The 24074-nt window shown below is 67.8% G+C and carries 27 protein-coding genes; 10 read left to right on the top strand and 17 right to left on the bottom strand.

All coding sequences use genetic code 11. The features are described from left to right. The first annotated feature begins 35 nt into the window (after positions 1-35). The 4 genes from J4O73_RS02795 to fchA all read left to right on the top strand — a co-directional run bounded on the left by J4O73_RS02795 (position 36) and on the right by fchA (position 3950). On the top strand, positions 36-1247 hold the full coding sequence (locus J4O73_RS02795) for an aminotransferase class V-fold PLP-dependent enzyme (protein ID WP_426214371.1): 1212 nt from the start codon (positions 36-38) through the stop codon (positions 1245-1247). 107 nt (positions 1248-1354) lie between these two features. Then, entirely contained in the window at positions 1355-2299 is a 945-nt protein-coding gene (locus J4O73_RS02790; RefSeq protein WP_426214370.1) for a D-2-hydroxyacid dehydrogenase, read from the top strand. A 149-nt stretch (positions 2300-2448) separates the two neighbouring features. After that, positions 2449-3309, top strand: a complete 861-nt coding sequence (locus J4O73_RS02785) for an NADP-dependent methylenetetrahydromethanopterin/methylenetetrahydrofolate dehydrogenase (RefSeq protein ID WP_426214369.1) — start codon at positions 2449-2451, stop codon at positions 3307-3309. Beyond that, on the top strand, positions 3309-3950 hold the full coding sequence (fchA, locus tag J4O73_RS02780; protein WP_426214368.1) for a methenyltetrahydrofolate cyclohydrolase: 642 nt from the start codon (positions 3309-3311) through the stop codon (positions 3948-3950). Before J4O73_RS02785 ends, fchA begins: the two co-directional genes overlap by 1 nt. 119 nt (positions 3951-4069) lie before the next feature. Here the strand turns inward: fchA and J4O73_RS02775 are convergent, their stop codons facing one another. Continuing rightward, positions 4070-4600 (bottom strand): gamma carbonic anhydrase family protein, encoded by a 531-nt coding sequence (locus J4O73_RS02775; RefSeq protein WP_426214367.1) that lies wholly within the window; start codon positions 4598-4600, stop codon positions 4070-4072. Positions 4601-4631: 31 nt separating this feature from the next. Beyond that, positions 4632-5411 (bottom strand): ABC transporter ATP-binding protein, encoded by a 780-nt coding sequence (locus J4O73_RS02770; protein WP_426214366.1) that lies wholly within the window; start codon positions 5409-5411, stop codon positions 4632-4634. 107 nt (positions 5412-5518) lie between these two features. Here J4O73_RS02770 and J4O73_RS02765 point away from each other — a divergent pair, with 107 nt between their 5' ends. Together J4O73_RS02765 and J4O73_RS02760 are read left to right on the top strand one after the other, a co-directional pair. Continuing rightward, positions 5519-5797 carry a hypothetical protein gene (locus tag J4O73_RS02765; protein ID WP_426214365.1) on the top strand — a complete coding sequence of 93 codons (279 nt, stop codon included), beginning with the start codon at positions 5519-5521 and terminating at the stop codon, positions 5795-5797. Between the two features lie 140 nt (positions 5798-5937). Beyond that, complete coding sequence (locus tag J4O73_RS02760) at positions 5938-6159, top strand: hypothetical protein (RefSeq protein ID WP_426214364.1); 222 nt, start codon at positions 5938-5940, stop codon at positions 6157-6159. Here J4O73_RS02760 and J4O73_RS02755 read toward each other — a convergent pair whose 3' ends face one another. Continuing rightward, positions 6160-6969 (bottom strand): ABC transporter permease, encoded by an 810-nt coding sequence (locus J4O73_RS02755; protein ID WP_426214363.1) that lies wholly within the window; start codon positions 6967-6969, stop codon positions 6160-6162. A 293-nt stretch (positions 6970-7262) separates the two neighbouring features. Next, the gene (locus tag J4O73_RS02750; RefSeq protein WP_426214362.1) at positions 7263-7778 is read right to left on the bottom strand and encodes an META domain-containing protein; all 516 of its coding nucleotides are present in this window, start codon (positions 7776-7778) and stop codon (positions 7263-7265) included. A gap of 177 nt (positions 7779-7955) precedes the next feature. Between J4O73_RS02750 and J4O73_RS02745 the strand changes: the two genes are divergently transcribed. The 3 genes from J4O73_RS02745 (at position 7956) to J4O73_RS02735 (ending at position 9956) form a co-directional block, all read left to right on the top strand. Continuing rightward, the gene (locus tag J4O73_RS02745) at positions 7956-8279 is read left to right on the top strand and encodes an XRE family transcriptional regulator (RefSeq protein WP_426214361.1); all 324 of its coding nucleotides are present in this window, start codon (positions 7956-7958) and stop codon (positions 8277-8279) included. 88 nt (positions 8280-8367) lie between these two features. Then, complete coding sequence (locus J4O73_RS02740) at positions 8368-9105, top strand: PIG-L deacetylase family protein (RefSeq protein WP_426214360.1); 738 nt, start codon at positions 8368-8370, stop codon at positions 9103-9105. Further along, positions 9102-9956 (top strand): glycosyltransferase family 2 protein, encoded by an 855-nt coding sequence (locus J4O73_RS02735; protein WP_426214359.1) that lies wholly within the window; start codon positions 9102-9104, stop codon positions 9954-9956. Before J4O73_RS02740 ends, J4O73_RS02735 begins: the two co-directional genes overlap by 4 nt. A 316-nt stretch (positions 9957-10272) precedes the next feature. Here J4O73_RS02735 and J4O73_RS02730 read toward each other — a convergent pair whose 3' ends face one another. The 7 genes from J4O73_RS02730 to argJ form a co-directional block, all read right to left on the bottom strand. Next, positions 10273-11241 carry an HpcH/HpaI aldolase/citrate lyase family protein gene (locus J4O73_RS02730; protein WP_426214358.1) on the bottom strand — a complete coding sequence of 323 codons (969 nt, stop codon included), beginning with the start codon at positions 11239-11241 and terminating at the stop codon, positions 10273-10275. Between the two features lie 208 nt (positions 11242-11449). Further along, entirely contained in the window at positions 11450-14200 is a 2751-nt protein-coding gene (locus tag J4O73_RS02725) for a phosphoenolpyruvate carboxylase (protein ID WP_426214357.1), read from the bottom strand. A 250-nt stretch (positions 14201-14450) separates the two neighbouring features. Beyond that, entirely contained in the window at positions 14451-15341 is an 891-nt protein-coding gene (gene sucD, locus J4O73_RS02720) for a succinate--CoA ligase subunit alpha (RefSeq protein ID WP_426214356.1), read from the bottom strand. An 18-nt stretch (positions 15342-15359) separates the two neighbouring features. Then, entirely contained in the window at positions 15360-16550 is a 1191-nt protein-coding gene (locus tag J4O73_RS02715; RefSeq protein WP_426214355.1) for a malate--CoA ligase subunit beta, read from the bottom strand. A gap of 349 nt (positions 16551-16899) precedes the next feature. Further along, on the bottom strand, positions 16900-17310 hold the full coding sequence (locus J4O73_RS02710; RefSeq protein WP_426214354.1) for a (deoxy)nucleoside triphosphate pyrophosphohydrolase: 411 nt from the start codon (positions 17308-17310) through the stop codon (positions 16900-16902). Continuing rightward, on the bottom strand, positions 17307-18014 hold the full coding sequence (locus J4O73_RS02705; RefSeq protein WP_426214353.1) for an SIMPL domain-containing protein: 708 nt from the start codon (positions 18012-18014) through the stop codon (positions 17307-17309). Before J4O73_RS02705 ends, J4O73_RS02710 begins: the two co-directional genes overlap by 4 nt. Then, positions 18011-19258, bottom strand: a complete 1248-nt coding sequence (gene argJ / locus J4O73_RS02700; protein WP_426214352.1) for a bifunctional glutamate N-acetyltransferase/amino-acid acetyltransferase ArgJ — start codon at positions 19256-19258, stop codon at positions 18011-18013. Before argJ ends, J4O73_RS02705 begins: the two co-directional genes overlap by 4 nt. A 239-nt stretch (positions 19259-19497) precedes the next feature. On the opposite strand from argJ, the gene J4O73_RS02695 reads away from it, so the two are divergent. Then, complete coding sequence (locus J4O73_RS02695; RefSeq protein ID WP_426214351.1) at positions 19498-19926, top strand: histidine kinase; 429 nt, start codon at positions 19498-19500, stop codon at positions 19924-19926. Between the two features lie 6 nt (positions 19927-19932). On the opposite strand, the gene J4O73_RS02690 is transcribed toward J4O73_RS02695, so the two are convergent. From J4O73_RS02690 to J4O73_RS02665, 6 genes are all read right to left on the bottom strand, one after another. Continuing rightward, positions 19933-20739 (bottom strand): TetR/AcrR family transcriptional regulator, encoded by an 807-nt coding sequence (locus tag J4O73_RS02690; RefSeq protein ID WP_426214350.1) that lies wholly within the window; start codon positions 20737-20739, stop codon positions 19933-19935. Positions 20740-20826: 87 nt separating this feature from the next. Then, a complete protein-coding gene (gene proC, locus J4O73_RS02685; protein ID WP_426214349.1) occupies positions 20827-21630 on the bottom strand; it encodes a pyrroline-5-carboxylate reductase in 804 nt (267 codons plus the stop codon). Positions 21631-21647: 17 nt separating this feature from the next. Further along, complete coding sequence (locus J4O73_RS02680) at positions 21648-22157, bottom strand: YbjN domain-containing protein (RefSeq protein ID WP_426214348.1); 510 nt, start codon at positions 22155-22157, stop codon at positions 21648-21650. Between the two features lie 282 nt (positions 22158-22439). Further along, positions 22440-22733, bottom strand: coding sequence for an accessory factor UbiK family protein (locus J4O73_RS02675; RefSeq protein ID WP_426214347.1), 294 nt, complete (start codon positions 22731-22733; stop codon positions 22440-22442). A gap of 167 nt (positions 22734-22900) precedes the next feature. Next, positions 22901-23155: a hypothetical protein gene (locus J4O73_RS02670; RefSeq protein WP_378968478.1), complete on the bottom strand. Its 255-nt coding sequence runs from the start codon at positions 23153-23155 to the stop codon at positions 22901-22903. Between the two features lie 133 nt (positions 23156-23288). Continuing rightward, positions 23289-24005, bottom strand: coding sequence for a PhoH family protein (locus J4O73_RS02665; RefSeq protein ID WP_426214346.1), 717 nt, complete (start codon positions 24003-24005; stop codon positions 23289-23291). Positions 24006-24074: the final 69 nt, after the last annotated feature.

Here is a 24074-nt window from a genome sequence, read left to right as displayed (position 1 = left end):
CGATCCCGCGCGCGAAACCATTCGGAGGAGACATCATGGCCGCAACCCGGCGCCCCGGTCGCAACCACCTTTTCATCCCCGGTCCGACCACCATTCCCGACCGGGTGATCCGGGCGATGTCGGTGCAGTCCGAGGATCACCGCTCGCCGAGCTTCCCAGAGCTCGCCAAGCCGCTCTTCCAAGACGCCAAGATGGTCTACGGCACGACCGACGGCACGATCCTGCTCTACCCGTCCTCGGGCACGGGCATCTGGGAATCGGCGCTGACCAACACCCTCTGCCGGGGTGACAAGGTGGTCGCGGCCCGCTTCGGCCAGTTCAGCCACCTCTGGGTCGACATGGCCCAGCGTCTCGGCCTCGACGTGATCGTCCAGGACGAGGAGTGGGGCACCGGCGCCGATCCGGAGAAGATCGGCGAGGCGCTGCGCGCCGACAAGGATCACGCCATCAAGGCGGTGATGGTCGTCCACAACGAGACCGCGACCGGCGTCACCAGCGACATCGGCGCCGTGCGCAAGGCGATGGACGCCGCCGGCCACCCGGCCCTGCTCTTCGTCGACGGCATTTCCTCCATCGGCTCGCTGCCGTTCAAGATGGACGAGTGGAAGGTCGATTGCGCGGTGGCGGGCTCGCAGAAGGGCTTCATGCTGCCGGCCGGCCTCGGCCTGCTCTGCGTCAGCCAGAAGGCGCTGAAGGTCGCCGAGGGCGGCCAGGGCGGCAGCAACGACCGTCTCGGCCACGTCTATTTCGCCTGGGCCGACCAGCTCAACGCGAACAAGGGCGGCTACTTCCCCTACACGCCGGCCCTGCCGCTCCTCTACGGTCTGAAGGAAGCGCTGACCGTGATGAAGGAGGAGGGGATGGAGAACATCTACCACCGCCATCACGTGCTCGCCGAGGCGACCCGTCAGGCCGTGGCCGCCTGGGGCCTCAAGCCCTGCGCCAAGGAGCCCAAGTGGAACTCCGACACCGTCACGGCGATCGTCGTGCCGGAGGGCGTCGATGCGGCCAAGATCATCAGCCACGCCTATGCGCGGTACAACCTCTCCCTCGGCGCCGGTCTGTCCAAAGTCGCTGGCAAGGTGTTCCGCATCGGCCACCTGGGCGATCTCAACGAGCTGTCGCTGCTGGGCGCCATCGCGGGCGCCGAGATGGCGATGATCGATTGCGGCATGAAGGTCACGCCCGGCTCCGGCGTCGCTGCCGCGTCGAGCTACCTGCGCGAGAATCCGCTGCACAAGGCGTGATTGAATTCCGGCGGAGGGCTCGATCCCTCCGCCGGACACCCATAAGAAAAGACGTCTAAAAACAGACCCGGCCGCCGCCCGGCCGCCGGAGAGGGAGCCGACGACCCATGGCGAAGAAGATCGTGTTCCTCGACCGGGAATCGCTCGACGCGACGCTGAAGCCGTTCAGCTTCGAGCACGAATATGTCGAGCACGAATCGACCTGGACTCCGGAAGACATCGTCTCGCGGCTTCAGGGTGCCGAGATCGCCCTCATCAACAAGGTGCCGATGCGCGCCGACGTGCTGAAGCAGCTTCCCGATCTCAAGCTGATCGCGGTCGCCGCCACCGGCACGGACGTGGTCGACAAGGCCCAGGCGAAGTCGCAGGGCATCACCGTCGTCAACATCCGCAACTACGCCTTCAACACCGTGCCCGAGCACGTAATCGGCCTGATGTTCGCCCTGCGCCGGGCCATCGTCCCTTACGCGAATTCGGTGAAGCGGGGCGATTGGGCGAAGTCGCGGCAGTTCTGCTACTTCGATTACCCGATCTACGACATCGCCGGCTCGACGCTGGGCATCGTCGGCTACGGAGCTCTCGGCAAGTCCATCGCCAAGCGCGGTGAGGCCCTGGGCATGAAGATCCTGGCCTACGACACCTTCCCGCAGGAGGGCCTGTCCGACTTCGAGACGGTGCTCAGCCAGTCCGACGTCATCACCCTGCACGTCCCGCTGACACCGGAGACGAAGGGCCTGATCGGCGCCGCCGAACTGAAGCGGATGAAGAAGAACGCCATCCTCATCAACACCGCCCGCGGTGGCTTGGTGGACGAGGCGGCGCTGCTGGAAGCCCTCAAGGACGGCACCATCGCGGGCGCGGGCTTCGACGTGGTGGCGCAGGAGCCGCCCAAGGACGGCAACATCCTCTGCGACGCCGACCTGCCGAACCTCATCGTCACGCCGCACGTCGCCTGGGCGAGCAAGGAGGCCATGCAGATCCTGGCCGACCAACTCGTCGACAATGTCGAGGCGTTCGTGGCGGGCAAGCCGCAGAACGTGGTCGAGGGGTAATCCGCAACCGTCATCGCGAACGCAGTGAAGCAATCCAGGAACCGGGCCGGTCCCGAACGGGGCGCCGCCCTGGATTGCTTCGCTCCGCTCGCAAAGACGGTAAGCGTCTTCAGAACACCGACGGATCAGAGATCAGGACCCGCACACCCATGAAAAAGCTGCTGTTCCAGTTCGACACCGATGCGGCCCCGAGCGTCTTCGACGTGGTGGTGAGCTACGATGGCGGGGCCGATCACATCACCGGATACGGCAACGTCACGCCGGACAATGTCGGCGCGTATGTCGATGGGACGATCTACACCCGTGGCGGCTCGGAGAAGAAGTCGACCGCGATCTTCGTCGGCGGCGGCAACATGGCCGAGGGCGAGGCGGTGTTCGAGGCCGTGAAGAAGCGCTTCTTCGGCCCGTTCCGCGTCTCCTGCATGCTCGATTCGAACGGCTCGAACACCACCGCCGCCGCAGGCGTCGCCCTGGTGGCGAAGGCCGCCGGTTCGCTCAAGGGCAAGACCGCCGTTGTGCTCGCGGGCACCGGTCCGGTGGGCATGCGCTCGGCCGCTCTGCTGGCGGGCGAGGGCGCTGAGGTCGTGATCGCGGGCCGTGCCCTCGACAAGACCCAGGCCGCCGCCGACAGCATCAACAAGCGCTTCGGGGTGAACGTCTCCGCCGCCGCCACGCCGGATGAGGCGTCGCGCATCGCGCTGGCCAAGGGCAAGAACCTGATCTTCTCGGCGGGCGCCATCGGCGTCGAGCTTCTGCCGGAATCGGCATGGGCCAACGATCCGGCCGTCGAGTTCCTGGCCGATTACAACGCTCAGCCCCCGACAGGCATCGGCGGCCTCGACGCCATGGACAAGGGCAAGGAGCGCCACGGTAAGAGTGCCTTCGGTGCGCTCGGCATCGGCGGCCTGAAGCTGAAACTGCACCGGGCCTGCATCGGCAAGCTCTTCGAGAGCACCGACAAGGTGTTCGATGCGGAAGAGATTTACGCGCTCGCCAAGGAGATGGCGTGATGGGTGACAAGGCCCGGCCCGAGAACGACTCGATCCAGACGTTCCTGACGGAACTCGCCAGCGCCGCCCCCACTCCGGGCGGCGGTGGGGCGGCGGCCATCTCCGGGGCCATGGGCGCGGCCCTGGTCTCGATGGTGTGCAACCTGACCATCGGCAAGAAGAAGTATGCCGAGGTCGAGGACGAACTGAAGGACGTGCTGGCCCGGTCGGAGGGCCTGCGCGCGGGCCTCACCGGCATGATCGCTCAGGACGTCGCGGCCTTCGACGCCGTGATGGGCGCCTACGGCCTGCCCAAGGGGACGGACGAGGAGAAGGAGGCCCGCAGCAAGGCCATCCAGGCGGCGCTCAAGGAAGCCTGCGACGTGCCGCTCTCCTGCTGCCGGGCCTGCCGCGCGGTGATCGACCTCGCGGCGATCACGGCAGACAAGGGCAACCTCAACGTCGTGTCCGACGCGGGCGTGGCCGTGCTCTCGGCCTATGCCGGCCTCAAAAGCGCGGCGCTCAACGTCTACGTCAACGCCAAGGGCCTCGAAGACCGGGACTTCGCACAGGAGCGCCTGGATGAACTCGAAGGCATCCTCGCCGAAGCCGGACCGCTGACCGAGAAAGTCTACGAGGTGGTCAAGGGTAAGGTGAACTGAGTCCGCGCCCTCTTCGTCATTGCGAGCAAGGCGAAGCAATCCAGGGAACCGCGCCATCCTGAGGCGACCCGCTGCCCTGGATTGCTTCGCTGCGCTCGCAATGACGGGGGCGGCGTGGGTCAATCCACCCGCCGTAATCCCTTCCTGTACCGCTGGCCGTTCTCGACATAGCGGCGGGCTGCTTCCCGCAGACCTGCGATCGCCGCTTCGTCCAAGAGCCGCACCGCTTTGGCGGGCGCGCCGACGATCAGGCTGTTGTCCGGGAATTCCTTGCCCTCGGTGACCAGGGCGTTGGCGCCGACGAGGCTGCCCTTTCCGATCTTTGCCCCGTTCAGGATCGTCGCGCCCATGCCGATGAGGGTGCCGTCGCCGATCGTGCAGCCATGGACGATGGCCCCGTGGCCCACCGTGACGTCCTCTCCGAGGGTCAGCGGGAAGCCCGGATCGACGTGCATGATCACACCCTCCTGCACGTTGCTGCGATCACCGATGCGGATCGGCTCATTGTCGCCGCGCAGGGCCGCCCCGAACCAGATCCCCACATCGACACCGAGATGCACCTGGCCGATCACCTGCGCGTCCGGCGCGATCCAGGTACGGTCCGGGTCGGCCAACTGGGGAACGTGCTCGTCGAGGGCGTAGAGGGGCATGGGGTCTCTCGTGCGGGGAGGGCGGGTGAGCCTACCACCAGTTGGCGTTGGTAGGCGCCGCGTCGGCCCGGGCGGGGGCGGGCTTCAGCGAGCGGTCGAGGGCGGCGAGGATCGAGCGCACCGCTGCCTCGCTCTGCGGCGAGGCCGGATCGCGCGGGCGGGGCAGGCCGATGCGGAGGGTCTCGTCCAGGCGGCCGGGACGCGGGCGCATCACCACGGCCCGGTCGGCGAGCGCGACCGCCTCGCTGACATCGTGGGTGACCAGCACCACCGTCGGCCGGTGCTCGGCCCAAAGGGCGAGCAGATGGCCGTGCAGATCCTTGCGGGTGAAGGCGTCGAGCGCCGAGAACGGCTCGTCGAGAAGCAGGACGCGGGGCTCCGCCACGAAGGCGCGCGCGATCGAGACGCGCTGTTGCTGGCCACCCGACAGGTCGCGGGGCCAGCGTCCGGCATGCTCGGCGAGGCCGACCCGCTCCAGGGCGTGCATCACCCTTGCGCGCCGCTCCCCGCGCTTCAGATCGGACAAGCCGAAGCCGACATTGGCCGCGACATCGAGCCAAGGCAGGAGGCGGGGTTCCTGGAACACCAGCCCGACGCCGGGATGGGGTCCGGCGATGGTTTCCCCGTCGAGGGTGATGGCGCCTGCGCTCGGCCGGTCGAGCCCGGCGATCAGGCGCAGAAGGGTGGTCTTGCCGCAGCCGGAGCCGCCCACCAGCGCGAGGATCTCCCCCGCCGGTACGGCGAGCGTGATCCGCTCGAGCGCCCTCGTACCGTCGGCATAGGTCTTGGACAGGTCGTCGATGGCGAGCACGCCGCGCTCCGATCTTGGTGGGCCCGACGGCCTTCTCTCCCTGTCGCGGGAATGGCACAGGTGCGCGCACCCTGCCAATGCTAAGTGAGCCTTCTCAGGAGGGTGCGATGACTCGTTGGAACCTCGTCTTCGGACTCGCGGCCCTGTTCGCCGCCTCGCCTGCCTCCGCGGCCGACCTGTACCGGCCCGTGCCCGTGGGGCGGTTCATCGCCACCTGCGAGGATCTCGGCCACTTCTGCTTCGCGCAGGCCTGCGGGCGAGACCAGATCGCCGCCGCCGAAGGGTGCCAGGCTCAGTGCCGGAGTGCGGTGGTGATGACGGTTCGGCCCGCCGCATGTCCTCTCCCGGTTCCACCCAACGGCACGATTCTCCGCAGCCGCGGATGATGTCTTTCGTTTCATGGTCGCAAGGTTCAGCCGTATGGCGGATCAAAAACTATCATATTCAAAAGAAACATGAATTGCCGCGCAACGAAGCTCCGTATGCCGCATTGTCGCAGCGTAGTTTCCTAGCGCTGTGATGGCCGGTGTTCGCCACCCGTCGCGAGAACCGGATTGAGTCGATGCTCAAGAGCGATATCTGTCCGCCGCGCGACGGCCCCAACGCCGACCCCATCCTCTACGGGGTTGCCACGGCACTGGCGCAGCTCTTTCCTCCGGTCACGTCCTCCGAGCCCCGGCAGGGGGCTGAACGCCTGTCCGCCAAGCCTTGCGCCAAGCCGCCGGCCAAAAATGGTGCCCCGCGCTGATCAGAGCGAATCGCGTGCCGTATCCTGCCAGCGGACCAGCGGCCCGGTGAGGGTGACGAGCAGCGCGTCGGCGAGCTTGCCCACCACCGCGAAGGTGATGATCGCGGCCATGATCTGATCCGGCTTGCCGAATTGCTGGCCATCGACCAGCAGATAGCCGAGGCCTTCGGAGGCTCCCATCAGTTCCGCCGCAACGACGAACAGGAAGCCGAGGCCGAGCCCCGTGCGCAGGGCGGTGAGTGTGGCGGGCAACACAGCGGGCAAGAGGATGCGGCGAACCTGCGCTGCCTTCGACAGGCGGAATACCCGTCCCACTTCCACGAGCTTACGGTCCACCGAGGCGATGGCGCCCGCCACCCCGACATAGACGGGGAAGAACACGCCGACCGCGATCAGCAGTACTTTCGGCGTCTCGAGGATGCCGAACCAGAGGATGAACAACGGGACCCAGGCAAGGGAGGGCACCGCTCGCAGGGCCTGCAGGGACGGATCGATCAGCCAGCGCAGGCGCGGCAGAGTGGCGACGAGGGCGCCTGCGAGGATGCCCGTCAGCGCACCGAAGGCGAAGCCGAGGCCGACGCGCATCAGCGTCGCCTCGACATGCATCGCTAGATCGCCGGACGCAGTGAGTTGCCAGAGGGTCGCCGCGATCCGGCTCGGGGGCGGCAGCAGGCGGCCTGAGAACAGCCCCGCATCGACGCCACCTTCCCAGCCCAGGGCGAGCACAAGCGGCGGCAGCAGCCCGAGCAACAGGCGTGAGCCGCGCTCGCGCGCCGCGGGCTTCGATTCGGCGTCGGAGATGGTGGTCACTCGCTGGGCAGGCCGCCTGTGAGGGCGGCCGGTGAGGATCAGGCGGCCAGCCGGACGAGAAGGAGAAGGGTGGCGGCCACCGGCGCGGCAGCGGCGATCCACAGGGCGAGGGGATGGAATCCGCTAGGCCCGGCCGACCTCGCAGGAGCGAGGCCGTGTCCGGAAAGATGAGCCTGTCCAGAACCCGAACCGACCGGCATACGCCACCCCCCTGTCACCGGGAGATAGAATACCCGCCCCCCTGAAAGCCGCCTGAAGACCGGCGGCTTTCGATCGGCGTTATGAACAGATTCTTACAGGGCGCGGTCGAACTTGAGCTCGCCGTTCGGGCTCTTCAACACGAGCTGCGAGCCGACGATGTCCCAGGCGCCCGCCGTGCGCAGGGCGACGAAGAACGCCTGCTCGGTTGCGGCAATGGACTTGTCGCAGGGGCGCTTCGTGAGCGCCAGGGGGCCCACGGCGATGTGCTGCTCGCGCAGCGGGAAGGCCGTAGCCGCGAAGGTGTTGCAGCCGCCGTAGCCACGGGCGCGGTACTGCTTGTCGACGATGAAGCTCGGACGGTCGTTGCCGCCGAACGGTTTGCCGTTCAGGCTCACGGCGGTCCACGTCGAATCGAGCGGGAAATTCTTCTCCTGCGCCTTCGCGCCGGGGACGTACTGAGGCTTCTTGCCGTCTTCGCCACCCGGGCGGCGAAAGCCCTTGCCGAAGCCCGTGCCCTGGCCAGCCATTTGGGCCTGAGCCTCGCTCGTCGAGAAAATGCCCGCGGCCATCACGGTACAGGCCAGCGTGGCGATCAGCACCGCTCTCATCGTTCTGCCCCTTTGTCGCGCGTTCGCGCTGGTTGGACCGTCCGGTCCCGCCCCCCGGCGGTTCCGGCGTCGGGCTCCATGACGTTCAATTTCAGCACAATTATGATCACGGGCCACTTGAAAGGGAAACGTTGCCGGTCCGGCATCGTTGTGGACCACGTTGGCAGGAGATTTGACGTGACGGGATCCGACGAAGGCGTCCAGAGCGGAGAGGTACCCCTGGTGATGACTCCGGCCCAGTCGCGGGCGGCACGGGGACTGCTCGCATGGTCTGAGGCCGATCTGGCGAACAAGGCTGGATGCGATCCATCCCTGGTGAAGACCTTCGAGTCCGGCTACGGCGATTCGCCCTCCGGCCAGATCGAGGTGCTGCGCAGCGCCTTCACGGCGGCGGGCATCGTCTTCACCGAATCACCCATGCCGGGCGTCCGCCTCGGCGAGGCGCAGGGCATCGATGAGGGCACGCGGCTCGGCAACCTGACGACGGAGAACGACCGGTAAGGCTGCTCAGGCACCGTTCAGCCGGTGTGCCCGATGGTCCCCGCCATTCGTTCCGGCCGGGATCGCCGGGACCGGAGACCCCCGCTCGATGCGTGCCGACGCCTTTCTCGCCGCTGCCGACACCCTGCCGCTGGCTTCCCTCGATACGCTGGTCGGGCCGGGCGGCCTCGTCGTGGTGGCGCCCCATCCCGATGACGAGAGCCTCGGTTGCGGCGGTCTCATCGCCGCCGCCCGCGCCGAGAGTCGCGATGTCCGTCTCGTGGTGGTGAGCGACGGCTGCGGCTCGCACACCCATTCCGCCCTCTACCCGCCGGAGAAACTGCGGACGCTACGCGAGGACGAAACCCGTCGTGCCGTCGCCGTGCTCGGCATGGACCCTGCGCGCGTCACCTTCCTGCGCTTGCCCGACGCCCATGTGCCGAGCGAGGGCCACCGCGCCGAGGCGGCGGCCCTCGCCGTGGCCGAGGCCGCGCGGGCCTGCGCGGCGAGCGCGGTGTTCGTGACATGGCGGCACGATCCCCATTGCGATCACAAGGCCGCCGCCGCCATCGTCGGCTTGGCCCGGCCCAGGATGCCGGGCGTGCGGATCTACGAATATCCCGTCTGGGGCTGGACCCTGCCACCGGAGACGGAGGTCGGCGGAACGCCGCAGGGGCTTCGCCTCGACGTGTCCGCCTTCAGCGCCATCAAGGCTAAGGCGGTCTATGCCCACGAATCCCAGACCACGGATCTGATCCACGACGATCCGACCGGCTTCCGTCTGGAGCCCGCGATGATCGACCGCCTGTGCGGGCCGAGCGAGCGTTTCGTGGCGATCACGGAATGAGTGTCGCGGTCGTCACCCTCAACAAGGGGAGAGGCGCGCATCTCGCCCGCCTGCTCGAAGGTCTCGGCCGCGGACAGGCGCCGGATCGCTGCATCGTCGTGGAGATGGGCGGGGACGATTCGCCCCTGCCGCCACTGCCCTTCCCCGTGGAGCGGATCTTTCTCGCGAGGGAAGGCCTGCCCTTGGCGGCGGCTCGAAACGCAGGGCGCCGCGCGGCGGGCGATGCCGACGTGCTGGTCTATCTCGATGTCGATTGCATCCCCTCGGCACATCTCGTCGCGGATCTCTCCGCGGCGGCGCGGGACCATGACGGGCTGATCTGCTGCGCGGTGCGCTACCTGCCCGCCGGGGCCGTGCATGACGGCTGGACCGAGGCGGACCTCATCGCGGCGGGGCATCTCCACCCGGTGCGGCACTTCCCGGTCTCTGGGGTCGCTCCCGCGCCGCAGCCCGGCCTGTTCTGGTCACTCGCCTTCGCGGTGCGAGCCTCGACCTATGACAGGCTTGGCGGGTTCGACGAGAGCTTTTCCGGTTATGGCGCCGAGGATACGGACCTCGCTTTCCGCGCGGAGGCGGCAGGTGTTCCGGTGCTGTTCCTGGGCGGTCCGCTCGCCTTCCACCAGCACCATCCGGCCTATGATCCGCCACTCCAGCATTTTCGCGATATCGCCACCAACGCCCAGCTTTTCCATGATCGCCACGGGATCTGGCCGATGGACGGCTGGCTCGACGGGTTTGCCCGGCTCGGATTGATCGCACCGGAATGGCGTGAGGGGATCAGACCCCTGCGCGATCCGACGCCTGAGGAGATCGCGGCGGCACGGCTGCCGGACGACCGGCCGTTCTCGTAAAGCTGTCAGGACGATTGGCGAACCGCGCGGATCCGCTTATATTCGGGAGTGGAGCCGGTGATGGCTACACCGGCTCCTGGCGATCACCCGTTAGGGTTTAGCCACGTCAGACCGAACATGTGGACGGCGAGGCGGAGATGAACTCTCCACTCGCCGTCTGCTCTTCTGACGATCGTCAGAGCGAAAACCATTCGCTGCACTCCCGGCCGCAACCGACCGCGTGCGGCCCATCACGGACGGGCTGGTGAAGCCCGCGACAATTTCCCTATCAAGGCGGAATAAAGAGGCGCAACCCAGGTCGCGCCTCCTAGGATCCTTACTTCATCGCGTCGGCCTTCTCGATCAGCGCCTCGGCCATGCGGATCGAGGCGATGTCGATGAGGCGGCCGTCGAGGGAGACGGCGCCGCGCCCGGCCTTGGCGGCTTCCTGCATCGCTTCGAGGATGCGGCGGGCCTTGGTCACCTCGGCCTCGGAGGGGGTGAACACCTCGTTGGCGAGCTCGATCTGGCTCGGATGGATCGCCCACTTGCCCTCGAAGCCGAGTGCCGAGCAGCGGCGGGCCGCCGAGCGGTAGCCATCCGGATCGGAGAAGTCGCCGAACGGACCGTCGATCGGGCGCAGGCCGTAGGCGCGGCAGGCCACCAGCATCCGATTCTGGGCGAACAGCCACGGATCCTGCCAATGGGTCTGCCGGGCGCCGGACTCATCCTTGTCGGTCAGCACCGAGAAGTCGGGGTTCACACCGCCGATCACGGTGGAGCGGGCGCGGGTGGAGGCGGCGTAGTCGGCGACGCCGAAGGACATGGCCTCCAGGCGCTTCGAGGATTGGGCGATCGCCTCGACATTCGCCATGCCGAGGGCGGTCTCGATCAGCACCTCGAAGCCGATCTTCTTCTCACGCTTCTTGGCCTGCTCGATCTGCGTGGTGAGCACGTCGATGGCGTAGACGTCGGCCGGCACGCCGACCTTGGGGATCAGGATCATGTCGAGGCGCGGGCAGGCCTCCACGATGTCGACCACGTCCCGGTACATGTAGTGGGTGTCGAGACCGTTGATGCGGATCATCATGGTCTTGTTGCCCCAATCCAGGTCGTTCAGCGCCTGGATGATGTTCTTGCGGGCTTGTTCCTTGTCGTCGGGGGCCACCGCGTCTTCCAGATCGAGGAAGATCACGTCGGCTGCCGAGGAGGCCGACTTCTCCATGAAGGTCGGGTTCGAGCCGGGAACGGCGAGTTCGGAGCGGTGCAGGCGCGCCTTGGCCTGTTGGATCAGGGTAAAGCTCATCTTCGTGTTCCTCCTTGGGGTGGTCTTGTCCCGCGCGGGTCGGGTGTGGCGCGCCGGGGGTTCAACTGGTGTTCCTGGCTGTTTCGGACAGGGTTCTCACCGTCATTGCGAGCAGAGCGAAGCAATCCAAGGACGCGATACGTTCGGGAATGTCCCGCTGCCCTGGATTGCTTCGCTCACGCTCGCAATGACGGGGTGGTCCGGCTGCTCACCCCGTCGCCCCGAAGCCCACGGCGATGCAGTTGATCGACAGGAGCAGGGCGGATTTCACCGCCTCCTTCCGGTCCTCGTCCGTCTCGCTGCGGTAGCGGGCGAGCAGTTCGACCTGCTCGCGGGAGACTTGGTTGATCGTCGGCAGCCGCCCCTTCAGGCGGTCGCGGAACAGGGGGAAGCGCTCGGCGAGTTCCGAGCCGCCGCTCACCCGCAGCACCATCTCCTTCGTCAGGGCATATTCGGCCTCGATCGCGGAGAAGATCCGGTTGCGGATGCCTGTATCCGGCACAAGGCCGGCATAGGCGCGGGCGATGTCGAGATCGACCATCAGGAGGGTCTTCTCAACCTCGTCGAGGACGAGGCGCAGGACGCGCGAGTCGTTGAACATCCGCTTGAGGGTCGCCTCCCCCTCCCGGCCACGCACGTCGATGAAGCTCGCGAGCCCGGAGCCCACGCCATACCAGCCCGTGACGACGTGCCGGTTCTGCGACCATGCGAACACCCAGGGGATCGCCCGCAGATCGGAGAGGGAGCGGGCGCCGAAGCGTCGTGCCGGGCGCGAGCCGATGTTCAGGAGGGCGATCTCGTCCAGGGGGCTCGCCGCCTGGAAGTAATCGACGAGCCCGTCCGTGTTCAGCAGGTTGACGTAGGCCGCCCGCGAGGCGCCCGCGAGGGCTTCCAGGGCATCGTCGTGCCCGGCCGCGTTGCCGTTGCCCTCGCCCGCCAGGGCATGCTCGAACACTGAGGCCGCGAGCAATTCCATCTGGTAGGCGGCGGTGCCCCGGTTCGCGTATTTGAACGAGACGACCTCGCCCTGCTCGGTGATGCGGAAGCGCCCACGGATCGAACCCGGTGGCTGGGCCGCGATGCCGCGATGGGTCGGCACGCCGCCCCGGCTCACTGAGCCGCCGCGCCCGTGGAAGAAGGCGATCGGCACGCCGAGCTCCTGACCAAGCCGGGTGAGCTTGCTCTGCGCCTTGTAGAGCTCCCAGTTGGCGGCGACGTAGCCGCCGTCCTTGTTGGAATCCGAGTAGCCGATCATCACTTCCTGCACCCCGCCCTGCCAGCGGGTGGAGCGGCGCACCACCGGCACGGCGAGCAGCTCGCGCATGATGGCGGGTGCGGCGCGCAGGTCGTCGATGGTCTCGAACAGCGGAACGATGGGCAGCGGGCAGATCTCGGTGCCGGAGGCATCGAGGAACACGCCTGCCTCCTTGGCCAACAGGTAGGCGCCGAGAATGTCCGGCACCGAGCGGGTCATCGACAGCACGAAGGCACCGAAGGCCTCACGGTCGAGGTTCTCACGCATCTCCGCCACCAGGGCGAAGGTGGCGAGCGTCTCGCGCGCCGCGTCGGGCAGGTTCTCGAAGGATCGCTCGGGATCGCGCGTCCGCGCGAGGCTGGCATCGAGCCAAGCACGCCAAGCCGCTGAATCGAGGGCGGGCGGCTCGCCGTCGCCATTCTCCTGCCGCCACAGGGCGCGCAGCGTGTCGGTGGTACGGGTGGTGTTCTCGCGCAGGTCGAGGCGCACCGTCGAGAAACGGAAGATTTCCACCATCCGCCGCACCGGCCGCACGAGATCGCGGGCCAGTGCACCGCATTGCGCCTCGGCAAGACCGCGTTCCAGCACCCGCAGGTCCTCGATCAGGCCGTCCGCGCTCGGATAATCCGGGCCGGAGGGGTGGCGCCCCTCGTTGCGGGCAATGGTCGCCTCGATCTTGCGCAGGACGCAGGAGAGGTACTGGCGATAGGCCTCGCCGGGGTTGCGCCGTTCGATGGCGCGCGCCTGCCCGCTCTCGGCGAGCTGGCGCGACAGAGCCTCCCGGAAGGCGGCGGGCACGGCGAGCGTCCGCTCCGTGAGCGAGAGCGTGCGGCCGAGTTCCCGCACGCCGTCGCGGTAGCGGGTCAGCGAGGCCAGGGCGTTGCGCTGCAGGGTGGTGCGCGTCACCGCGGCCGTGACGAAGGGATTGCCATCCCGGTCGCCGCCGATCCACGAGCCGAACTGGAAGAAGGGCGGCACCTTGAACTGGGTGTCGGGATAGGCCTCGCTCAGGGATTCCTCCAGGGAATCCATGGTTTCGGGCAGCATCTCGAACAGCGATTCATCGAAGAAGTGCAGGCCCCAGGCGACCTCACGCTCGACGGTCGCCTTCTCGAGGTGCAACTCACCGGTCATCCAGACCAGCTCGATCTGGTCGCGCAGCTCGTTCATCAGACCGTTGCGCTCGCGATCGGTCCAGCGCGGCATCTCCAGTTCGCGCAGCACGAGGTAGATGCGCCGGAACTTCTCCAGCACGGTCACGCGCTTGCCCTCGGTGGGGTGGGCGGTAATCGTCGGGCGCACCCGAAGGTCGTTGAGCAGGGCCTGGATCTTTTCCGGCGGAATGCCCCGGGCGCGGGCCTCGGAGAACACCTTCGCGAAGGATCCGCCCAGAGCCGCGCGGCCCTCCGTCCGCTCCGTGTGGCGGCGGCGGCGCATCGCGGCGTTCTGCTCGGCGATGGAGATCAGCTGGAACCAGATCCCCTGGACCTGAAGGGCGCGAGCCAGCATCTCGGGCGAGAAGCGCGAGATGTCGGCCGTGCCGTGTAGCACGGCCTCCAGCTCGGGATCGTGCCGACGGGCGACGTCGAGCAGGGCCTGGAACAGGATGTCCAGGGCCACCTCCGACGAGGTGCCGGTGATGACCGGCGGCGCGAAGCCGGTGACCGAGGCGGAAGCGGGACTGGCGTGGAGCGTCGTGGGCATGGGGAAGCCCTCTTGTCTGTTGGTCGTTTTGATGGTCGCGGCCCGTTCCCGAAGCCCCGGCTTATCCCGGTCACCCTCATCCTGAGGTGCGGCGTCGGCCGCCTCGAAGGAGAGCTCCAGGGATCGCGGCGGCTTCTGGACCCCTCCTTCGAGGCCCGCTGGCGCGGGCACCTCAGGATGAGGTCTAGGGTGGGAGATGGCTCGATGTCCGGCCGCCCTCTGCGAGAGGGCGGTCGCTTGTCCCTCCGGCTCAGGCCGCCCGGGCGAGCACGTCGGCGACGGTCTGGCCGAAGGAGCCCGGATCCGGCGCCACGGTGAGGCCGTAGCTCTTCATGATCTCGGCCTTCTCGGCGGCGCTGTCGCCGGTGGCGGAGATGATCGCGCCGGCATGGCCCATGCGGCGGCCCTTCGGGGCGGTGAGGCCCGCGACGAAGCCGATCACCGGCTTCGACATGTTGTCCCGGATCCAGGCCGAGGCCTCTGCCTCCTGCGGACCGCCGATCTCGCCGATCATCAGCACCGCGTCGGTGTCCGGGTCCATCTCGAACAGGGCGAGGTGGTCGAGGAAGGAGGAGCCGTTGATCGGATCGCCACCGATGCCGACCGAGGTCGAGATGCCGAGCCCCAGCTCCTTCAGCTGCGAGGCGGCCTCGTAGCCCAGCGTTCCGGAGCGCGAGATCACGCCGACATTGCCCTTCAGGTAGATATGGCCGGGCATGATGCCGAGCATCGACTTGCCGGGGGAAATGATGCCCGCGCAGTTCGGGCCCACCACCATCGTCCGCCGCTCCTTCGGGTAGCGGTAGAGGTAGCGCTTCACACGCATCATGTCCTGGGCGGGAATGCCGTCGGTGATGGAGCAGACGAGGCGCAAGCCCGCATCCGCCGCCTCCATGATCGCGTCCGCCGCGAAGGGCGGGGCGACGAAGGTGATCGAGGTGGTGGCGCCGGTCGCCTCCACGGCCTCCTTCACGGTGTTGAACACCGGCAGGCCGAGATGGGTGCGACCGCCCTTGCCGGGCGTGACGCCGCCCACGACGTTGGAGCCGTAATCCAGCATCTCCTTGGCGTGGAAGGTGCCTTTGTCGCCCGTGATGCCCTGGACGATGATCGGCGTGGATTCGTCGATGAGAATGCTCATGGCCTGATCTCCCCCCGGTCAGCGGTTGTTGTTGTGAGTGTCTTTGGCGGCGTTGCAGGCGTCGACCGCCTTGCGCGCGGCCTCGGTCAGTGTGTCGGCGGTGATGAGGTCGAGGCCGCTCTCGGCCAGGATCTTTTTCCCGGCCTCCACATTCGTGCCGGCCAGCCGCACGACCAGCGGCACGTCGATCTTCACCTCGCGAGCGGCCTTCACGACGCCTTCGGCGACCCAATCGCAGCGGTTGATGCCCGCGAAGATGTTGACGAGAATCGCCTTCACGTTGCGGTCGGAGAGGACCAGCCGGAAGGCCGTCGCCACCCGTTCGGGGGACGCACCGCCGCCGACATCCAAGAAATTCGCCGGATCGCCACCCGCGTGCTTGATCATGTCCATGGTTGCCATGGCCAAGCCCGCACCGTTGACGATGCAGCCGATCTCGCCTTCGAGGCCAATGTAGCTGAGGTTGTGCTCGGCGGCCTGGGCCTCGCGCGGGTCGCCCTGCGAGGGGTCGTGCATGTCCATGATGGTCGGGCGACGGAACAAGGCGTTGTCGTCGAAGGACATCTTGGCATCGAGCGCCAGCACCCGGTCGTCCTTGGTGACGACCAGCGGGTTGATCTCGAGCATCGTGCCGTCGCAATCGCGGAACGCCCGGTAGGCGTTCATGATCGTCTTCACGGCGGCAGCGACCTGCTTGATGTTGAGGCCGAGCTTGAAGGCGATCTCGCGGGCCTGGAACTGCTGAAGGCCGACGGCGGGCTCGACCACCACCTGAATCAGCGCCTCCGGCTCCTCGGCGGCTATCTGCTCGATCTCCATGCCGCCGCGCTGGCTGGCGATCACACGGACGCGCTCGGCCTTCCGGTCAAGGACGTAGCCGAGGTAAAGCTCGCGCTCGAACGGGTCGGCGGTCTCGACGTAGACGCGCTGGACCGGCTTGCCCTCCGGCCCGGTCTGGTGCGTGACGAGGCGCTTGCCGAGCAGGTCCTTGGCGGCGTCGCGGACGTCGTTATAGGTGCGGCACAGCTTGATGCCGCCCGCCTTGCCGCGGGCGCCGGCATGGATCTGCGCCTTCACCGCCCAGAACGAGCCGCCGAGTTCGGTGGCGGCGTAGACCGCTTGGTCCGGGCTGAACGCGATGGCACCTTTCGGAACCGCGACGCCGAAGCTCGCGAGCAGCTCCTTGGCTTGGTACTCATGAACGTCCATGCGGCGCCTCCTCCCGTGTCTCTTGATGACCCGTTTTCGGCGTTCATCTTACTGGCGGCGCACGATTTCGCCCGTCAAATTTTTTGATTTGCTGCTCCAGCCCGTCTTTCTCGCGCGCGCAGCAACGATCGTATGCAATGGTGCATCGCGATATGCTTGAAACGACGAAGCCGGACGCGGCGAGGCGCCCGGCTTTCACTTGAAGCGCCGATAAAAATATTTTTCGAAGGCGGCAAATTCAAACGACGCCGTCATTGCGAGCGGAGCGAAGCAATCCAGGGACCCGCTACATAAGGCTAGGACCCGCTATCCTCGATCGCTTCGCTGCGCTCGCGATGACGGGGGAACGTTATCCGAGCAGATCGATCAGGAACGGGATCAGCGGCGCGTCTGCCGGGGGCATGGCGAGGTCGCGGAGCGCGCGGGGCTGCACCCATTTGAGCGCCTGCCCTTCGAGCGAGCGCGGCGTGCCTTCCCAGCGGCGGCAGACGTAGAGCGGCATCAGCAGATGGAAGTCGGGATAGGCGTGGCTCGCGAAGGTGAGAGGTGCGAGACAGGGCTCCTCGACCGTGATGCCGAGCTCTTCCGACAACTCGCGGATGAGCGTCTCCTCCGGCCGTTCGCCGGGCTCGACCTTGCCCCCGGGGAATTCCCAGAGCCCCGCGAGCTGCTTGCCTGCCGGGCGCTCGCTCACCAGCACGCGCCCGTCCGCATCCACGAGGGCGACGGCGACGACGAGGAGAAGGCGAGGGCCGCTCATGGCGCGAGCGCGAAGGTCGCGGTGACGGAGGCCGTGCTCTCGATGGTCCCGGCTTCCACCGGAACGGGCGCCGCCTTCACCGCGCGGCTCGCCATGGCGCGCATCGGATAGGGCGGGGGAGCACCGTCGAGGGCCGAGAGGGTGCAGAGCGATCCGAGCTTGGCGCCCACCGCCTCGGCGAGGGCTACAGCGCGGGTGCGCGCATCCTTGGCGGCGGCGACCTGAAGGGCAGCGCGGGCGGCCTCGGGATCGCGCAGGCCGAAGGTGATGCCGTCGATGCGGTTCGCCCCCGAATCGAGCGTGCGTCTCAGGAGGTCACCGAGGCGGCCCATGTCGCCGACGCGCAGGCGGACCACATTGGTCGCCATGTAGCCATCCGGCTCCTCCCTGGTGCCGCCGCCCGGCCGCGTCACCGGGCGAGTGATGGGTTGGAGGCTGACCGCCGCCGTGCCGATGTCGGCCGGTGGGATCCCGGCCTCGCGGGCGAGGGCGGATATCCCTGCCACGGCCTTCGACGCGGCATCGAGGGCGGTCGCGGCATTGGGGCCCTTGGCCTCGATACCCACTGCGATCTCCGCGAAATCCGGGGCCTGGGCGGACGAGGCGTGGCCGACCACGCTGACGTTCCGGGCGCAGGGGGCCTCGTCGGCCACGGCCCCACCGCCGAGGGCGGCCAGAACCAGCGCGAGGGGAGCGGCTCTCACGAGCGGTAATCCCCGTTGATCTCGATATAGGCCTTGGTCAGATCGCAGGTCCAAACGCGGGCCTTGCCCGAGCCGAGGCCGAGATCGACGCGGATCTCTACCTCCGCTTCGCGCATCACAGCGCTCGCCGCATCCTCGCTGTAGGCGGGGTCACGGGCGCCCTCGACGGCGACGCGCACGTCCCCGAACCAGATCGCGAGGCGATCTCGGTCGGCGGGCTCTCCGGCCTTGCCGACCGCCATGACCACGCGGCCCCAATTCGCGTCTTCGCCCGCCACGGCGGTCTTCACCAGCGGCGAGTTGGCGATGGAGAGGGCGATCCTGTGCGCCGAGGCGTCGCTTTCGGCGCCGCCCACCTTCACCGTTACGAACTTGCGCGCACCCTCTCCGTCGCGGGCGACGAGTTGCGCGAGTTCGATCAGCAAATCGTCGAGGGCGGCCTTGAAGCCAGCCAGCGCCGGATCGCTGGCCTCCGCGACCTCGGCATTCCCAGCCTTGCCGGTGGCGAACAGCATCAGCGTGTCGGAGGTCGAGGTATCGCCATCGACCGTCACGCAGTTGAAGCTGTCATCGGCGCCGCCCTTCAGCAGGGCCTGGGCCGCCGACTGAGAGAGAGCGGCGTCGGTGAAGACGAAAGCCAGCATGGTCGCCATATCCGGGGCGATCATCCCGGCGCCCTTGGCGATGCCGTTGATGCGCACCCGCTTGCCGCCGATCTCCGCCTCGCGGGTCGCGAGCTTGGGGAAGGTGTCGGTGGTCATGATCGCCTTGGCCGCCTCGGCCCACGCCGCGGCGCCGTCCTGCGCACGGCCCGCGCAATCCGCGAGCACGCCCTCGAATCGCTCGGCGGGCAGCGGCTCGCCGATCACGCCCGTCGAGGCGATGTAGACCTCGTTCTCGGCGCATCCGGCGGCCTGCGCGGCGATCACCGCCGTCTTGGCGACCGCCTCGCGGCCCAGGCGGCCGGTGAAGGCGTTGGCGTTGCCCGAATTGACCACCAGGGCGCGGGCCGAGCCGTTCGCGAGGGCGTCCCGGCACCAATCGACCGGCGCGGAAGGGCACTTGGAGCGCGTGAACACGCCCGCCGCCCGGGTGCCCGCGTCGAGCCCGACATACAACACGTCAGTGCGACCGCTGTAACGGATCCCCGCCTGGGCCGTAGCGAGGCGGACGCCCGCGACGGGCGGCAGATCGGGATAGGTTGTGGGCGCGAGGGGCGAGACGGGCGACGGCTTGGACGACATCGAATCGAGGACTCCGTGATCCGGTATGAGACCGGCCGCGGCGAGGTGTTGCCCGCCGTGGCCTGTCGGCGTCAACCGATCCCGAAGCAGTTGCCCAAATCCGCGCCGCTTTCCATGCATGCCTGGCCCTTGGGCACCAAGGGTATCCTTTGAGGCAAAATCGCGCGTCGAGCCCTTGCGTGTTTCCCGGTGTGCGGCATACCATATCGCATTGCAACGCGAAGTGGTGGTCTTGCACGATGGGATCAGCCGCCGTCGGACCCGCCGAACGGTTTCCTTCCGTCGCCGGGGGGTGTTACCGCATTCAGGTGCTCGTCGTCGGGCATAACAAGCGCTGGCGCGACGAAGCGGCGGCGCAGGTTCACCAGGTCGGTTTCCAGGCCACTGTGTGCGATCGCGGTGTCGATGCGATGACGGTTCTGGCCCTGGGGCTTCCCGTCGACATCATGATCATCGATGCCGCATTGAAGGGCAATCTCTGCGGCGCTCGCCTCGCGGTGGAGGCCCGTGAGTTGCGGCCCCATCTGCGAATCGTGTTCGCCAGCGACGACCTCGATGACGAGGCCGCCGACCTGATCCCCGACGCTCTCACCATCGAGCGAGACCGTCTCACCGGCGGCGAGATGGTCGGCACGGTTCGCGACGTCCTATCCGGGCGGCTGTCCTAAGACCGATCAGGGGATCGGGGGCTCGTCCCGCAGGCGATCCTCGCGGTCGGAGCGCGAGCGGCGCTCCAGCAGCGATCGGCCGATGGCGCGAAGCGGCGCGGTGAGGCGCCGGGCATCCTCCGCCCGTTCCATGAAGCGCTCGCCGTTGCGAATTTCCTTGTCGAGCCGCGCCATGGTCCGGGCCAGCGCCGGATCCTCGTCATCCAGCCAGACCTGGGTGACGCGGGCGAACGCGATCACGACACCCTGCAACTTCAGCTGACCCAGCGGGCCCTCCGTGTCGATGCCGGCTGCCGCCAGCATATAGCGATGCGAATTCAGCATCACCCCGTTGAGGGCGAGCAGCGAAAAGGGATCGCCACGCAGGGAATAGGAGATCCGCCGCAGGGCGGTCTTGTACGGCGTCATCGCGTCGAGCCGACGCATCAGCACGTCGAACAGACGCTCCCGTGTCGGCTCGTCGGCGAGATCGGTCCCGTCGTCTTCCAGCACCTTGCGGTCGATGATCCGGGCAAGACCGCCGAGCACCGCGCCCTTCGACGGGAACAGCTCGCGCAGCTCCGCCAGGGTCAGCCCTGCCTCCCGGGCGATGTCGCTGACTTCGATGTCGTTCCAGGGCTGCTCGGCGGCCAGCCGCATCAGCGCCTCGACCGCAGCCTCGCGCGGCGACACCTTGGGTGCGGAAGCCTCGGGCTTCGTCTCACTCGCGGCAGACGCCTTGGTCTCGGTTCCGGCGGGAGCCTTCGTCTCGGCGGATGCAACCGGCTCCGCAGCCTTGCGGGTCCGCTTGGTCGGGCCTTTGGGTTCGGTCATCGTCCCGTCGTCGGTTGATTGGTCGTGCTCCTCATTTAGGAGCCGATCCCGCCGCTGTCAGGGGCGCGCGCGGGATGCCGCAGACGATCAGCCCGCGAGTTCACCCGCCCGGTGCTGCGCCGCCGCCACCGCCCGACGCATCAGCGGGGCCATCCCATCCTCGGCCATGAGCACGGCGAGCGCGGCTGCCGTCGTGCCGCCAGGGGAGGTCACGGCCTGCCGAAGGGCACCCGCCTCGGTCGGGTCCGCCTCGAGAAGGGCGCCCGATCCGGCGACCGTCGCCCGCGCCAGCCGACCCGCCACCTCGGCGGGCAACCCCGCCGCGATGCCCGCCTCGGTCAGGGTCTCGACCATGAGGAAGACATAGGCCGGGCCGGAGCCCGACACGGCGGTGACGGCGTCGATCAGCGCCTCGTCATCGAGCCACGCGGTCATTCCGGCGGCCGAGAGCAGCACCTCCGCGCTGGCCCGCTGGCCGGCCTCGACGGCTTCATTCGCAAAGGCGCCCGTGGCGCCGTGCCCGATGCTGGCCGGAAGGTTCGGCATGGCCCGCACCACGGACCGCGCCGAGGGCAGGCGCCCGCGCAGGTTCGCTACCGTCTTACCCGCCAGAACGGAGACGAGGAGTGTCCCAGGTCCGATCAACCGGTCGAGATCGGGCGCCGCCGCATCGAGTCCCTGCGGCTTGATCGCCAGGACGAGCACCGCGGCCGGGGACGGATCGGCGGGGTTGAGGGCCACGCCGCGCTCGGCGCAGAGCCGCGTCATCCCCTCGGAGGGAAACGGGTCCATCACCGTGGTTGCGGCGGGGTCGAGCCCGGCATCGAGCCAGCCCGCCAGCATCGCCCCGCCCATCTTGCCCGCGCCGACCAGCATCAGCGAGGCGGGCATGCCTCTCTCGGCGGTGCTCACGCCTCGCCTTCGGTCTCGAACAGGGCGGCGTCCAGCGACTCGCGGGCATTCTTGCCCGCCCAGAGGACGAACTGGAATGCCTGAAAGTAGCGCTCGCAGGCATCGACCGCGCATTTCATCATGGTCGCGCATTGCGGCTGGGTCGGCGCCACGCCGCCCGCCAGAAGCAGTGAGTGGCGGAACATCACCACATGGTCGCTGGACCAAAGGTCGAAGTGACCGATCCAGAGTTGCTCGTTCACCAGAGCGATCAAACGCTGGATTTCGGCACGCCGACGCTCCGGCACCTTCAGGTCGAAGGCGCAGGCCACGTGGAGGGCCTCGACATCCTCGATCCAGGTGAAGGCCACATGATAATCCGTCCACCGGCCGGGGCTGGTGACGGACATTTCGTCCGTCTCGGCCCGGTCGAAGATCCAATCGCGCAGCGAGGCCAACCGTTCGACCACGTCGAGCGGGTGCTCGGTTCGATGCGGATCGAAATAGTCGATGTTAAGCAGCGGCATGACGATCCAGCTTGACGGCGCGGATTGACTCCGTGCCGGCACCATGAAGACTTGAGCGGAGGCGCCATGACGCCCCGAAATCGAGGTTAGTTTGGCCTTAAAGAGAGAAGGACGAAGAGAACGACTGGGAAATCCCCGAACTCATCCTTCCGCCTCCCCCGAATCAGCCCATGGCTCAATATAGACCGGGCGCGACTCGCGACACAAAGCCGATTGCGGGATCGGTGAACAGGAAACGGAATCGCCGCCGCCGCTTCCTGTGCAAAACCGATTCCCGTGGAATCAGACGCCCTCGCTCAGGCCCGCGGCGCCTGCCGCAGGGGCCGCCGCGGTGGTGCTTTTCGCCTCCAGAGCCGCGACGCGGGCGGTCAGGGCCTCGTTCTGGGTGCGCAGGGAGGTGACGAGGTCGCGGAGCACGTCGAGCTCTTCGCGGGAGGCGACGTCGAGGTCGCGGATCAGCCTTTCGGCCTGGGCGCGCACGACGGTCTCGGCTTCGCGGCGGACTCCCTGAGCGGCGCCGGCGGCATCCGTCATCAGGCGGGCGAGGTCGTCGAACAGACGGTTTGAGGGGGGCATCTCGGTCTCCCGGATCGGTCGCCGGAGGCCGCGCCGGCGGCGCAGGCGGATCCGGGACCGGCAAGCGCTCCGACATAGGAATCTCGCGCGGCCGGGGCAATGTCGGTGGCGCGCGATGCCCCTGAAACGAAAACGCCCCCCGGCGAGGCCGGAGGGCGAGAAGGGCTTTACATGCCCCGGCGCATCATACGGCGCTCCATGTGGCGGCGCATCATGCGGCGCTCCATGTGCCGGTGCATCATGCGACGCTCCATGCGACGGTGCATCATGCGGCGCTCCATCGGGGTCATCCGCACGGCTTCGGTCATCGTCTCCGGAGCGGCGATGCCGGCGGGGGAGGCGGGGACGGCCAGGGCGGGGGTCGCCAGCGCCGCGCCGAACAGCGACGCGAAGGCGGCGGCGGTCAGGGTCAGTTTCCTCACGAGGGAGACTCCAATTCTTCCGTTTGCCGGGATCAGGCCCGGTTCGTCCTCCCGCAGGGGGAGGTTCGAGGGAGAAGTCTCGTGCCGGATCGGCACGGCGGACCCAGCCGGCCCGCCGTGAGTAACGGTCAAGTCACAGATTCGTTTCCTCGAAAGCTGCGACCCATTCGGCGCAGATGCCGGAACGGACGATGTCGGCGCGGGTGAACTCCACGACCGGGATCGGCATCATCCGGCTCTTGATCAGGTGGATGACCGTGCGCAGGCCGGAGGTTTCGCGAAGGTCGGTCTGTGAGACGTCGCCGTTGATGATGACCTGGCAATCGTCGCCGATGCGGGTCAGGAACATCTTGATCTCGTTGGTGGTGGTGTTCTGCGCCTCATCGAGGATCACGAGGCAGTTCTTGAAGGTGCGCCCGCGCATCACTTCGAAGGGCACGATCTCGATGTCGCCGGCCTTGAGGGCGATCTCGAAGGCGCCTGCGCCCATCCGTTCCTTCATCGCCTCGGTGAGCGGGGCGACCCAGGGAGCGATCTTCTCTTCGAGGGTTCCGGGGAAGAAGCCGAGCGACCGTCCCGAGGGAACGTTGGGCCGCGTGATGACGACCTTGTTGATGCGTCGCTGACGGAGCTGATCGGCGGCACGGGTTCCGGCGATGAAAGTCTTTCCGGTGCCCGCGGGGCCGAGGACGATGACTTGCGGGGAGCGGCCGAGGGCTTCGAGATATTCGGCCTGACGATCCGTCAGGGGTTGGATCGGGCTTAAATGCCGTTCTTCGTCGAAGCGTGTGCGGTGGAGGCGGGACGTACGATCTTCAACCAGTTCAAGGCGTGCACGGCGTCTCTTCATGGGTCAACACTCCAACGGGACTGGCCTATCTGGACGTGTTACTGAAATGACGTAGTCTACGTACTCCTG

The organism is Methylobacterium sp. NFXW15 (genome assembly GCF_049887755.1).
Classification (GTDB): domain Bacteria; phylum Pseudomonadota; class Alphaproteobacteria; order Rhizobiales; family Beijerinckiaceae; genus Methylobacterium.
This window is presented reverse-complemented; position numbering and strand designations above follow the sequence as displayed.

Coding starts and splice junctions, on each gene's coding strand:
- J4O73_RS02665 (WP_426214346.1), bottom strand. CDS start 24,005: ATGAAGAGACGCCGTGCACGCCTTGAACTGGTTGAAGATCGTACGTCC.
- J4O73_RS02715 (WP_426214355.1), bottom strand. CDS start 16,550: ATGGACGTTCATGAGTACCAAGCCAAGGAGCTGCTCGCGAGCTTCGGC.
- J4O73_RS02790 (WP_426214370.1), top strand. CDS start 1,355: ATGGCGAAGAAGATCGTGTTCCTCGACCGGGAATCGCTCGACGCGACG.
- J4O73_RS02690 (WP_426214350.1), bottom strand. CDS start 20,739: ATGACCGAACCCAAAGGCCCGACCAAGCGGACCCGCAAGGCTGCGGAG.
- J4O73_RS02775 (WP_426214367.1), bottom strand. CDS start 4,600: ATGCCCCTCTACGCCCTCGACGAGCACGTTCCCCAGTTGGCCGACCCG.
- J4O73_RS02730 (WP_426214358.1), bottom strand. CDS start 11,241: ATGAGCTTTACCCTGATCCAACAGGCCAAGGCGCGCCTGCACCGCTCC.
- J4O73_RS02750 (WP_426214362.1), bottom strand. CDS start 7,778: ATGAGAGCGGTGCTGATCGCCACGCTGGCCTGTACCGTGATGGCCGCG.
- fchA (WP_426214368.1), top strand. CDS start 3,309: ATGGGTGACAAGGCCCGGCCCGAGAACGACTCGATCCAGACGTTCCTG.
- J4O73_RS02765 (WP_426214365.1), top strand. CDS start 5,519: ATGACTCGTTGGAACCTCGTCTTCGGACTCGCGGCCCTGTTCGCCGCC.
- J4O73_RS02675 (WP_426214347.1), bottom strand. CDS start 22,733: ATGCCCCCCTCAAACCGTCTGTTCGACGACCTCGCCCGCCTGATGACG.
- proC (WP_426214349.1), bottom strand. CDS start 21,630: ATGCCCGCCTCGCTGATGCTGGTCGGCGCGGGCAAGATGGGCGGGGCG.
- J4O73_RS02695 (WP_426214351.1), top strand. CDS start 19,498: ATGGGATCAGCCGCCGTCGGACCCGCCGAACGGTTTCCTTCCGTCGCC.
- argJ (WP_426214352.1), bottom strand. CDS start 19,258: ATGTCGTCCAAGCCGTCGCCCGTCTCGCCCCTCGCGCCCACAACCTAT.
- J4O73_RS02725 (WP_426214357.1), bottom strand. CDS start 14,200: ATGCCCACGACGCTCCACGCCAGTCCCGCTTCCGCCTCGGTCACCGGC.
- J4O73_RS02680 (WP_426214348.1), bottom strand. CDS start 22,157: ATGCCGCTGCTTAACATCGACTATTTCGATCCGCATCGAACCGAGCAC.
- J4O73_RS02785 (WP_426214369.1), top strand. CDS start 2,449: ATGAAAAAGCTGCTGTTCCAGTTCGACACCGATGCGGCCCCGAGCGTC.
- J4O73_RS02735 (WP_426214359.1), top strand. CDS start 9,102: ATGAGTGTCGCGGTCGTCACCCTCAACAAGGGGAGAGGCGCGCATCTC.
- J4O73_RS02740 (WP_426214360.1), top strand. CDS start 8,368: ATGCGTGCCGACGCCTTTCTCGCCGCTGCCGACACCCTGCCGCTGGCT.
- sucD (WP_426214356.1), bottom strand. CDS start 15,341: ATGAGCATTCTCATCGACGAATCCACGCCGATCATCGTCCAGGGCATC.
- J4O73_RS02710 (WP_426214354.1), bottom strand. CDS start 17,310: ATGAGCGGCCCTCGCCTTCTCCTCGTCGTCGCCGTCGCCCTCGTGGAT.
- J4O73_RS02795 (WP_426214371.1), top strand. CDS start 36: ATGGCCGCAACCCGGCGCCCCGGTCGCAACCACCTTTTCATCCCCGGT.